Genomic DNA, 11,004 nt, shown 5'->3' on the forward strand with positions numbered 1-11,004 from the left:
CAGCCCACTTCACCCCCACTTCACCGTCCCGCCATCGTCTCCCCATGCGAGGCGCCGAAGCTCCCGACCGTTCCCCATTCCACGGAGCTGGACCATGCGGTTGTTCCTCAAGATCGGTTTCGTTGCCGCGATGACCATCGCGATCCTCATTCCCCTGCTGATGATCCGCGGCGTCATCAGCGACCGGCAGATGTATCGCGCGCAGGCGGTGGCCGACATCTCGCGCAGCTACGCCGGCGCGCAGTCGTTCGCCGGGCCGGTGCTGGTGGTGCCGTATACCGAAGAGGTCGAACTCGAGGAGGCCGACCAGTTCAACGTCGTGCGCAAGGTGCGGCGCGCGAAGACCTCGCAGTGGGTGTTCTTCCCGACTGCGCTGGACGTGCGCGGGACGCTCGTGCCCGACACGCGCAAGCGCGGGCTGCACGAGGTGCGCGTCTACGAATGGAAGGGCAAGGCGACGGCACGCTTCAACGCGGTGATCCCGAGCGAAGGCGACCCCGCGGCGCGGCAGATCGGCCGGCCGTGGCTGAGCTACGGCGTCGCCGACGTCCGCGGCCTGCGCTCCACGCCGGTGCTGCGCGTGAACGGCGCCGAGCTGCCGCTGCTGGAAGGGCAGGGCGCGCGCGAAGGCTCCGGCCTGCACGTGCGGCTGGACGCACCGCGCGCGGGGCAGTCGCTGGACCTGTCGACCGAACTGGACGTCGTGCTCGGCGGTACCGAAACGCTCTCGCTGGTGCCGATGGGCCGCAAGAACCGGTTCGCGCTCGACTCGAGCTGGCAGCACCCCAGTTTCTCCGGCACGTCGCCGCGACAGGACACCGACGCGCGCGGGTTCCGTGCCGACTGGGACATCGCGTCGGTTGCGAGCAACGCACAGGGCAAGTTCCTCGCCGGTTCCTCGCTGGCCGAACTCGCGCGCGAGGAAGGCGTCAGCGTGTCGCTGATCGATCCGGTCGACATCTACACGCAGGCCGATCGTGCGACCAAGTACGGCCTGCTGTTCGTCGTGCTGACCTTCGTCGGGTTCTTCCTGTTCGAACTCATCAAGCAGTTGCCGATCCACCCGATCCAGTACGGCCTGGTCGGCCTGGCGCTGGCGATCTTCTTCCTGCTGCTGGTGAGCCTGAGCGAGCACATCCGCTTCCTCTACGCCTACCTGGCCGCCAGCGTCGCGTGCATCGGGCTGCTGGGCTTCTACCTCAGCGCCGTGCTGCGCAGCACCGCACGCGGTCTGGGCTTCGCTGCGATGCTGGCAACGCTCTATGCCGCGCTGTACGGGCTGCTGGTGTCGGAGGACAACGCGCTGGTGCTCGGCGCCGGCCTGCTGTTCCTGGTCCTGGCGACCGTGATGGTGGTGACCCGCAGGGTGGACTGGTACCAGGTGGCCGGTGCGCGCCCGGCGGTGCGTCAGGCCTGAATGAGCGCGGCCGCGAAGGAAGGATCTTCGCGGCCGCCTTCGTCGTGCCCGTCTCGTCATCTTCGCCATCGCCAGGGGCCATAACATGTATGTCATGGACGTCAAACCCGCCTTTACCGCACGCCCGGTCGAAATCCGCTGCTACAACGGGCTCGCGATCGAACCCTGGCTGGGCCATCTGGCCGCGCTGCGCATCGCGGTGTTCCGCGACTGGCCGTACCTGTACGACGGCGACGAGGAGTACGAAGCCGAATACCTGAAAACCTACCTGCGCTCGCCGCGCAGCGTCGCGGTGCTCGCCTTCGATGGCGACATGGTCGTCGGCGCGTCCACGGGCCTTCCGCTGGCGGACGAATCGGACGAGTTCACCGAACCCTTCACGCATACCTCGATCCCGATCACCGACGTGTTCTATTGCGGCGAATCGGTGCTGCTGCCGGCGTATCGCGGCAAGGGCATCGGGCACCGCTTCTTCGACGAACGCGAAGCCCACGCGCGCAGTTACGGCGACTACGGCTGGACCGCGTTCTGCGCCGTCGACCGCGAGCCCTCGCACCCGCGACGTCCCGCCTTCCATCGCGGCAACGAGGCGTTCTGGAACAAGCGCGGCTACCGTCCGCGCCCCGAACTTCGCGCACGCCTGCCGTGGCGCGAGATCGGGCAGGACGGCGAAACCGACCACACCCTCACGTTCTGGCTGCGACCCCTGGAGCGCACCCGATGACCCATCCGCATGAAACTTCGGCCGCCCTGAAGGTGGCCGTGGCGAAATACACGATCGACGCGCCGGCGGATTTCGACGCCTTCGCGCGCAAGCAGGCGCAGTGGCTGGACGAAGCGAAGGCCCTCGGCGCGCGCATCGCCGTCTTGCCGGAATACCTGTCGCTGGAACTGGCGGCGACGTTCGACACCACGATCAGCGGCGACCTTCATGCCTCGCTCGCGGCGACGCAGCGCCATCACGGGGCGTTCGTCGAACTGTTCTCGCGTCTGTCGCGCGAGCGCGCAATGCACGTGGTGGCCGGCACGTTCCTGCTCGACACCGGGCGCGGCCGCTATCGCAACCGCAGCTACACCTTCGCACCGGACGGCGCGCACGTGTGGCAGGACAAGCTGCGCCTGACGGGCTTCGAGAAGCGCACGGGCGTGATCGAGTCCGGCGATGAACTCAAGGTCTTCGAAACCGATGGCGTGCGCAGCGCGGTGTCGGTCTGCTACGACAGCGAATTCCCGCTGCCGGTGCGCGCGCAGTGCGAGGCGGGCGCGCGACTGCTGATCGTCCCGAGCTGCACCGACACCGATGCTGGCGCCACGCGCGTGCGCGTGGGCTGCCTGGCTCGCGCGCTGGAGAACCGCTGCTTCGTCGCGCAGTCCGTCACCGCCGGCGAAGCGCCGTGGAGCCCCGCGCTCGACGTCAACACCGGCGAGGCCGCGCTGATCGCCCCGATGGACGTCGGCCTGCCGCACGACGGCATGGTCGTGCAGACGCGCGGCGACCAGCATTGGGCAGTCGCCACGCTGGATTTCGGTGCGCTGGAAGACAGCCGCGCGCACGCGCAGGTGGCGAACGACCGCGACTGGACCGCGCAGTACTTCCCCAGTGTCGCGAGGGCGAAGGTGGTGCGGGCGGCGGCGTAGGGTGCGGCGCTGCGTATGCGTCGCTGTTGATCTTGCTGCTGCTGTTGCTCGCTCTTGCTCTCGCTTGCTCTTGATCGTCCAGCGACTTAAAGCGAGCCGAGCACCGGAGCTGGAAAGGGACGGAGAGCCGCGCGCTGTTTGAGCGAAGCGCAGCGGAGCGACAAATCGTCTGGAACGATTTGGACCGCCGTAGGCGCCTGCGCAGAGCGCAGGCTCGCCACATGGATGTGGCGAGGTCTGTTCGCGCGGCTCTTCCTTTCCAGTGAGGAGCGGAGGGCACCGCCGCGTAGCGGCGGCTCGCGTCAGGAGCGAATGGTTTTGGTTACTTTTGCCGAAACAAAAGTAACCCGCTCGTTTTCGAGCGGAAGCTTTTGCTTTTCGCACTCCCGAAGATCGCAAAGGCAAGATCAAAATGGGTTCCAGCTTTCGCTGGAACGACGAGATGTTGTTTTCCGCGTCGGGAGTGCCCGAACGGTACGGGCCTGGATCCCGGCTTTCGCCGGGATGACGGTGATGGTCGTGGCCGCTGCGCGAGTGCCCGGGGTACGGCCGTACGTCCCGGCTTTCGCCAGGACGACGGTGAAGTTGGTCACTGCTGTGGGAGCACCCGGACGTTATCCGCCCGGATCCCGGCTTTCGCCGGGATGACGGCAGCGGGGCTCAGAACAACGTCACCCCCGGCACCATCCACAACGAAACCCCCGCCAGCCCCGACCCGATCACCGTCGCAGCCAGCACGTCGCTCGGATAGTGCAGCCCCAGCACGACGCGCGAGGCCGCCACGCTCGCCGTGAACGGCACCAGCACCCACGCCAGCATCGGGTAGTGCGCCATCCCGACGATGCTGAAGGCCACCGCGTGCAGCGTGTGGCCCGACGGGAACGAGAACTCGTCCAGCGGCGCGACCCATGCGTGGATGCGGCGGTCGGAGGCGAACGGGCGCGGGCGGCGCGTCCAGCGCTTGAGCAGCTTGTAGAGCGTCAGCGCGATCACGCCCGTCGCCGCCAGATGTGCGGACGCCGCGAGGCCGTCGAGTCCATCCAAGACGATCAGCACGCCCATCAGCGTGTACCAGAACACGCCATCGCCGAGCCGGCTCACCGCCGCGAAGTACGAACGCGAACGGCCGCGTTCGCCCCAGCGGTTCGCGCGCAGGCACCAGCCGGAATCGCCGGCTGCGAAACGCTTCTGCAGGGTATGACGGTTCATGACGCCTCCCGTTCTGCCGCCGTGGCGAGGGTGCCGGCCGCGCGTTCGCGGCGCGTATCGACGAGCTGCTGGAGCAACGCGTCGAAATCGGTGCTGACCTGTTCGGGACGCAGCGCGATCACCGCCTGCCGCGCCGCGTCGCGCATGGTTTCGCGCATCGCGTCGTCGGCGGCGATGCGCACGCATTGGGCGATGAAGCCGGCTTCGTCGTTCGGTGCGACCGCCGCGCCGTGCACGCCGTCGCGCAGGTATTCGCGTGCGGCGCCGTAATCGAAGGCCACCGTCGGCACGCCGCTGGCGAGCGCTTCCAGCGTGACGTTGCCGAAGGTTTCGCTCAGGCTCGGGAAGACGAACAGGTCGCCGCTCGCGAAGTGCCGCGCCAAGGCCTCGTCGCGCTGGACGCCGCAGAAGATGAAGTCGGGATTGTCGTGTTCGAGCTTCGCGCGCGCGGGGCCATCACCGATCCAGACGAAGCGCGCGTCCGGCCGCACGTTCTGGATCTGGCGGAACGCGCGCACCGCGAGATCGAGGTTCTTCTCGGCGGCAATGCGGCCGACGTAGATCGCCAGCAGCGTGCGCTCGCCGACGCCCCACTGCGCGCGCAACGAATCGTCGCGGCGGCGCGGATCGAACAGCCCGGTATCGACCGCCCGCGGCAGGCGCACGACGTTGCGGAAGCGCTGTGCGACGAGGAAGTCCAACAGCTCGCGCGTCGGCACCAGCGTCGCGTCGGCGTCGTTGTGGAAGCGGCGCATCCACGCCAGCGCCGCGCCGGTGAGGAAGGGCAGGCCGTAATCGCGCATGTACTCGTCGAAGCGCGTGTGGAAGCCGCTCGCCGCGGGAATGCCGAGCCGCCGCGCCGCGCGCAGTGCCGACCAGCCAAGCGGACCTTCGGTGGCGACGTAGACCGCGTCGGGTCGCGCCTGCGTCCAGGTCTGGATCAACCGCGACGTCGCAGGCAGGCCCAGCCGCAGGCCGGGATAGCGCGGCAGCGGCGCGCCGCGCACCAGCACTTCATGCGCCGCGGCGATGTCCTGCGGCGACTGGCAGGGACGTATCAGGTGGACGTCGTGTCCCCGGGCGCGCAGCCCCTGTTCGAGCCCCTGCACGGTCAGGGCCACGCCGTTGACTTCCGGCGGGTAGGTTTCGCTGACGATCGCGTAGCGCATGCGCCGGTCCCCGGCCTGGGCAAGCCCGTTGCGCAATCGTGGTCGCGCGCGGTGAACCGGCGATGGCAGCGGAATGACGCGGCGATGACGCGGCATTCGAAAAACCGCGACTGAAAACGGTTACCCGTTGTGACGCGCGTGAAGACCCGATGTCGCCGATGAGGTGGCCGCGCTCGGATTAACAATTCCCTGCCTAGAATTAACCGCTTTGACATCCCCCAAGGAGTGCGCGTGCACCGACGCGAAGTGTTGCTGGCCGGCCTGTCGTGGCCCATCTGGGAGTTGTTGGGAGGCGCTCAGGCGCGCGCATGGGCGCCGGCTGGCGCGCCGGCGGCGTTCGATGCCGACACCGTGGCGAAGACGGCCCAGGCGCTCGCCGCCAAGCCCTTCGTCCCGCAGAACAAGCAGCTGCCCGCTTCGCTGGAACGCATCGGTTACGACGAGTACCGCAGCATCCGCTTCAACCCGGCGCAGGCGCTGTGGCGCGCCGAAGGCCTGCCGTTCCAGGCGCAGTTCTTCCACCGCGGCTTCTTCTTCCGCGACCGCGTGGACATCTACCAGGTGGCCGACGGCAAGGCGACTCCGGTCGTCTACAAGCCGTCGCAGTTCACTTTCCAGGGCGTCAAGGCGCAGACGGAAACCGACCTGGGCTACGCCGGCTTCCGCCTGCATGCGCCGATCAACCGGCCCGAATACTTCGACGAGATCGCCGCGTTCCTCGGCGCGAGCTACTTCCGCGCCGTCGCGAAGGGCCAGGCGTACGGGTTGTCGGCGCGCGGGCTGGCGCTGAAGACCGGCGGCTCGCAGGAGGAATTCCCGGTGTTCCGGGCGTTCTGGCTGGAGCGCCCGGCCAAGGGTGCGAAGCAGATCACCGTGCACGCGCTGCTCGACAGCCCCAGCGTCGCCGGCGCGTACCGCTTCACGATCACGCCCGGCGTGCAGACGGTGTTCGATGCCTCGGCGCGCCTGTTCCCGCGCGTCGCGCTGGACGAGGTCGGCATCGCGCCACTCACCAGCATGTTCCAGTTCGATTCGAACGACCGCGTGGGCATCGACGATTACCGTCCCGCCGTGCACGACTCCGATGGCCTGGGGATGATCAACGGCCGGGGCGAGCAGATCTGGCGGCCGCTGTCGAATCCCTCGACCGTGCAGGAAAGTGGCTTCGAGGACACCAACCCGCGCGGTTTCGGGCTGATGCAGCGCAAGCGCGCGTTCGCCGATTACGCCGACAGCGAAGCGCATTACGAGAAGCGCCCGAGCCTGTGGATCGAACCGCAGGGCGAGTGGGGCGAGGGCGCGGTGCACCTGTTCGAGCTGCCCACCGCGGACGAATTCCACGACAACATCGTCGCGTTCTGGCGCCCGAAGCAGCCGCTGGCCGCCGGTCGCGAGCATCGCTTCGACTACCGCATGCACTGGTGCGACCAGCACAGCTGGAAGCCGGAACTGGCGACCGTCACGCGCACGCGCATCGGCGGGCTGACCTTCGGCGAGAACGCCGGCAAGGCGCGGCTTGTGGTGATCGATTTCGACGGCGGGCGCCTTGAGGGCCTGGGCGACAACGCCAAGGTGAAGGCCGACGTTTCCGCGTCGAAGGGCCGCATCGCCAACGTCACCGCGCATCCGAATCCCGGCGCGGGCGGCTGGCGCCTGGGCTTCGAACTCGTTCCCGGCAACGAACGCAGCATCGAACTGCGCGCGGTGCTCGGGGACGAACGCGGGCCGCTCACCGAAACCTGGCTGTACCGGTGGACGCTGTGACGGAAGTCCGCACGACGATGACCGACCTGCCGAGGGGCGACACGACGCCGTTGCTGCCGCCCGAAACGCCGCTGCCGATGCCCGTGCAGACGCTGCGCGCCGGCGCACTGCGCAACCCCCGCCTTCCCACGACGCCGCGCGGCATGGCGATGCGGCGACTGGCCGTGATCGGCGGCGCCGCGCTGCTGACGCTGATCGCGACCTACCAGATCTGGTGGGTGCTGCGCGGAGGCGGCATCGACGTGCTCGAGGGCATCCTGCTCGTGCTCTTCGTCGGCCTGTTCGCGTGGATCGCGCAGGCCTTCGTGGGCGCGCTGGCCGGCTTCGTGCTGATCGTCGGCGGGCATCGCGCGCGGCTCGGGCTGCGGTCGGACAACCCGTTGCCCGAGCTGTCGACCCGCACCGCGTTGCTGATGCCGACCTACAACGAGGATCCCGAGCGCCTGCTGGCAGGCCTGCAGGCGATCCATGAATCGCTGCAGGCGACGGGGCGCATGGACCGCTTCGACTTCTTCGTGCTCAGCGACACGACCAAACCGGCGATCCAGGCGCACGAGGAGCGCGCGTTCCGCGCGCTGCGCGATCGCATCGGCGACCACGCGCAACTGTTCTACCGGCTTCGCACGGACAATCGCGAACGCAAGGCCGGCAACGTCGCCGAATGGGTGCGTCGTTTCGGCGGCGCGTACCGGCAGATGCTCATCCTGGACGCCGACAGCCTGATGACGGGCGACACCATCGTGCGCCTCGTCGGCGCGATGGAGCGCAACCCCGATGTCGCGCTGGTGCAGACGCTGCCGATGATCGTCAACGGCAACACGATGTTCGCGCGCATGCAGCAGTTCGCCGGACGCGTGTACGGGCCGGTGATCGCGCACGGCATCGCGTGGTGGCACGGCGCCGAAAGCAATTACTGGGGCCACAACGCGATCATCCGCACGCGCGCGTTCGCCGAGGAAGGCGGCCTGCCGGAGCTGCGCGGTCCCCGGCCGTTCCGCGGCACGGTGCTGAGCCACGATTTCGTCGAAGCCGCGCTGATGCGCCGCGGCGGGTGGGCGCTGCACATGGTGCCGAACCTCGGCGGCAGCTACGAGGAAGGCCCGCCGTCGCTCACCGACATGCTCGTGCGCGACCGCCGCTGGTGCCAGGGCAACCTGCAGCACGGCGCGGTGCTGCCGGCGAAGGGTTTGCACTGGGTCAGCCGCTGGCACCTGATGATGGGCATCGGCCATTACTTCACGTCGCCCATGTGGGCGATGCTGATGCTGGTCGGCCTGGCGATCCCGCTGGTCAACGCAGGGCTGGGCACGGCGGCATTCACGCTGCCGGGCTTCTCGCCGTCGGCGTACTGGCGCGAGCAGGATCCGGAACGCTTCCTGTGGGTCTTCATCCTGACCATGTCGGTGCTGCTGGCGCCGAAGTTCATGGGATGGCTGACGCTGTTCTTCGACCGCGAAACGCGACGCGGCTGCGGCGGCATCGTGCGTTCGTTCCTGAGCATGCTGCTGGAAACGCTGCTGGCCGCACTGATGGCGCCGGTCACGATGTACGTGCAGTCGCGCGGCGTCGCCGAAGTGCTGGCGGGCAAGGATTCCGGCTGGGATGCGCAGCGTCGCGACGACGGCACGCTGCCGCTGTCGGGGCTGGTGCGCAGCTACGGCGGGGTGACGTTGCTCGGCGTGATCGCGGGCGTGGTGGCGTATTTGATCTCGCCGTCGCTCGCGGCGTGGATGGCGCCGGTGATCCTGGGTTTGCTGCTGTCGATCCCGATCGTGGCGTTCACGTCGGCACGCGGCCCGGGACTGTTCCTGCGCAAGCTGAAGATCTTCTCGATCCCGGAAGAACACACGCCGCCCGCCGTGCTGGTGCGCGCGGCGGAACTGCGCGCGCAGGTGGCCGAGCACGTGGAGCCGCCGGAGCCGCATTTGTAGGGCGCGCTTTAGCCCCTCTCCCCGCGGGAGAGGGGTTGGGGTGAGGGTCGGGGCGTGCGACTGCGCTTGCGCTCGCGATGCCTGCTCCACGGACGCAGTTGCTCGCGCGCGAAGCGGTAAACGAACGCAAAGCCGAGTGGACTCCAGCTTTCGCTGGAATGACGGTGCGATTGTTTACCGTCGACGAAATGCCAGGACGCTACGGGCCTGGTTCCCGGCTTTCGCCGGGATGACGTGCATGTGGTTTATCGCCGAGAGAGAAATCCGGACGCTACAGGACGCATTCCCGCTCAACGGGATTCCGCCTCAAACAAACTCCAGCTTCAACGCGATCCCCAGACCCGCGATGTCCTCCGGCTCGCCTTCCAGGTCGGCGCGCACCAGCGGGCGCGCGTCGAGCCAGCGGCGCGAGACGCACACGGTCAGCGTGTTGCCTTCGGCTTTCGCGTCCAGCTGCGGGATCGGGTCGCCTTCGTGCGCGCGATGCAGCAGCACCGCCAGACGCAGCAGCGCCGCCAGGCGTCGCGCCGACGTCAGCAACCGGTCGGGCAATGCATCGAATGCGGACTTCGGAATGCTGCGGCGATGCGTGCGTACCAGCGCGGCGAGGAACTGCTGCTGCTGGCGCGAGAAGCCCGCGATGTCGGAGTGCTCGACGATGTAGGCGCCGTGCACGTGGTACTGGCTGTGCGCGATGGCCAGGCCGAGTTCGTGCAGGCGTGCGGCGCGCTGCAGCATGAGGCTGTCGTCGGCATCCAGCGACCACGCCTGCGCGACCTGTTCGAACAACCGCAGCGCGGTGCCGACCACGCGCTGCGCCTGCCCATCGTCGATGCCGTAACGCTGCATCAGCGCGGCGACGGATGCATCGCGCGGATCGTCCGCGCCGCCGCGGCCGAGCATGTCGTACAGCACGCCTTCGCGCATCGCCGCCTTGCTCACGGCCATGCGCTTGAGGCCGAGCGCATCGAACGCCGCCTCCAGGATCAGCACGCCGCCGGCGATCACCGGGCGACGGTCCGACGACAGCCCCGGCAGGTCGATGGCCTCGATGCGATCGGCTTGCAGCAGGCGGTCGCGCAGGACGGGCAGGGCTTCGGCCGTCACCGCGCCCTTGGTGAGCTTCATCGCCGCGCAGATGTCGCCGATGGCCTTGTTCGTGCCGGACGCGCCGAGCGCTTCGTTCCAGCCCAACGCGCGATACGTGCCGGCGAACTGCTGGAATTCCGCGGTGACTTCAGTCAGCGCCTCCTTCCATTTCTTGCGCGAGAGCTTGCCGTTCTCGAAGAAACGTCGCGTGGTCGCGATGCAGCCCAGCTGCAGGCTTTCGCGTTCGATCGCCTCGAAGCCCGAGCCGATGATGCATTCGGTGGAACCGCCGCCGATGTCGATCACCAGGCGCAGCTCGCCCGGGCGCGCGGGCTGCGCGTGGGCGACGCCAAGGTAGATCAGGCGTGCCTCCTCGCGGCCGGCGACGACTTCGATCGCGTGGCCCAGCGCGGTTTCGGCCGGCATCAGGAACGCCTGCGGCACGGCGAGGCGGCGCACGGTGTTGGTCGCGATGGCGCGCACGCGCTGCGGCGGGATGTCGCGGATGCGCTGGCCGAACCGCGCCAGGCATTCGAGCGCGCGCTGGCGCACTTCCGGCGACAGGCCGCCCTTGCGGTCCAGGCCTTCGGCCATGCGGACGGTTTCGCGCAGGCGATCGACGATGCGCAGCTGGCCAAGCACGTAACGCGCCACGACCATGTGGAAGCTGTTGGAACCAAGGTCGACGGCGGCCAGGAGGTCGCCATCGACGAGCGGCAGTTTGCTGGTGGGGAAGGCGTCGCTCATCCGCACATGATCCCCGGTCGGCCCCGCGCCCGTAAATGGG

Annotated in this window: 8 protein-coding genes; 5 read left to right on the forward strand and 3 right to left on the reverse strand. The window is 68.6% G+C overall.

Features of this window, described 5'->3' with window-relative positions; genetic code table 11:
• The first annotated feature begins 94 nt into the window (after window positions 1-94).
• The 3 genes from creD to DX912_RS12725 all read left to right on the forward strand — a co-directional run bounded on the left by creD (window position 95) and on the right by DX912_RS12725 (window position 3,055).
• Window positions 95-1,417, forward strand: a complete 1,323-nt coding sequence (gene creD / locus DX912_RS12715) for a cell envelope integrity protein CreD (protein WP_115842909.1) — start codon at window positions 95-97, stop codon at window positions 1,415-1,417.
• 94 nt (window positions 1,418-1,511) lie between these two features.
• On the forward strand, window positions 1,512-2,141 hold the full coding sequence (locus DX912_RS12720) for a GNAT family N-acetyltransferase (protein ID WP_233433587.1): 630 nt from the start codon (window positions 1,512-1,514) through the stop codon (window positions 2,139-2,141).
• Between the two features lie 26 nt (window positions 2,142-2,167).
• Window positions 2,168-3,055 (forward strand): carbon-nitrogen hydrolase family protein, encoded by an 888-nt coding sequence (locus DX912_RS12725; protein WP_115842931.1) that lies wholly within the window; start codon window positions 2,168-2,170, stop codon window positions 3,053-3,055.
• A 660-nt stretch (window positions 3,056-3,715) separates the two neighbouring features.
• Here DX912_RS12725 and DX912_RS12730 read toward each other — a convergent pair.
• Together DX912_RS12730 and DX912_RS12735 are read right to left on the reverse strand one after the other, a co-directional pair.
• Window positions 3,716-4,264 carry a phosphatase PAP2 family protein gene (locus DX912_RS12730; protein WP_115842910.1) on the reverse strand — a complete coding sequence of 183 codons (549 nt, stop codon included), beginning with the start codon at window positions 4,262-4,264 and terminating at the stop codon, window positions 3,716-3,718.
• Window positions 4,261-5,433 (reverse strand): glycosyltransferase family 4 protein, encoded by a 1,173-nt coding sequence (locus DX912_RS12735; protein WP_115842911.1) that lies wholly within the window; start codon window positions 5,431-5,433, stop codon window positions 4,261-4,263. Before DX912_RS12735 ends, DX912_RS12730 begins: the two co-directional genes overlap by 4 nt.
• Window positions 5,434-5,664: 231 nt before the next feature.
• On the opposite strand from DX912_RS12735, the gene DX912_RS12740 reads away from it, so the two are divergent.
• Both DX912_RS12740 and mdoH read left to right on the forward strand, forming a co-directional pair.
• A complete protein-coding gene (locus tag DX912_RS12740; protein ID WP_115842932.1) occupies window positions 5,665-7,197 on the forward strand; it encodes an OpgD/OpgG family glucan biosynthesis protein in 1,533 nt (510 codons plus the stop codon).
• A gap of 17 nt (window positions 7,198-7,214) precedes the next feature.
• Window positions 7,215-9,128 (forward strand): glucans biosynthesis glucosyltransferase MdoH, encoded by a 1,914-nt coding sequence (gene mdoH, locus DX912_RS12745; protein WP_115842933.1) that lies wholly within the window; start codon window positions 7,215-7,217, stop codon window positions 9,126-9,128.
• A gap of 306 nt (window positions 9,129-9,434) precedes the next feature.
• Here mdoH and ppx read toward each other — a convergent pair whose 3' ends face one another.
• Window positions 9,435-10,964 carry an exopolyphosphatase gene (ppx, locus tag DX912_RS12750; RefSeq protein WP_115842912.1) on the reverse strand — a complete coding sequence of 510 codons (1,530 nt, stop codon included), beginning with the start codon at window positions 10,962-10,964 and terminating at the stop codon, window positions 9,435-9,437.
• Window positions 10,965-11,004 lie beyond the last annotated feature (40 nt).

The organism is Lysobacter soli (genome assembly GCF_003382285.1).
GTDB classification, from domain to species: Bacteria; Pseudomonadota; Gammaproteobacteria; order Xanthomonadales; family Xanthomonadaceae; genus Lysobacter_J; species Lysobacter_J soli.

Coding starts and splice junctions, on each gene's coding strand:
- creD (WP_115842909.1), top strand. CDS start 95: ATGCGGTTGTTCCTCAAGATCGGTTTCGTTGCCGCGATGACCATCGCG.
- DX912_RS12720 (WP_233433587.1), top strand. CDS start 1,512: ATGGACGTCAAACCCGCCTTTACCGCACGCCCGGTCGAAATCCGCTGC.
- DX912_RS12730 (WP_115842910.1), bottom strand. CDS start 4,264: ATGAACCGTCATACCCTGCAGAAGCGTTTCGCAGCCGGCGATTCCGGC.
- DX912_RS12735 (WP_115842911.1), bottom strand. CDS start 5,433: ATGCGCTACGCGATCGTCAGCGAAACCTACCCGCCGGAAGTCAACGGC.
- mdoH (WP_115842933.1), top strand. CDS start 7,215: ATGACCGACCTGCCGAGGGGCGACACGACGCCGTTGCTGCCGCCCGAA.
- ppx (WP_115842912.1), bottom strand. CDS start 10,964: ATGAGCGACGCCTTCCCCACCAGCAAACTGCCGCTCGTCGATGGCGAC.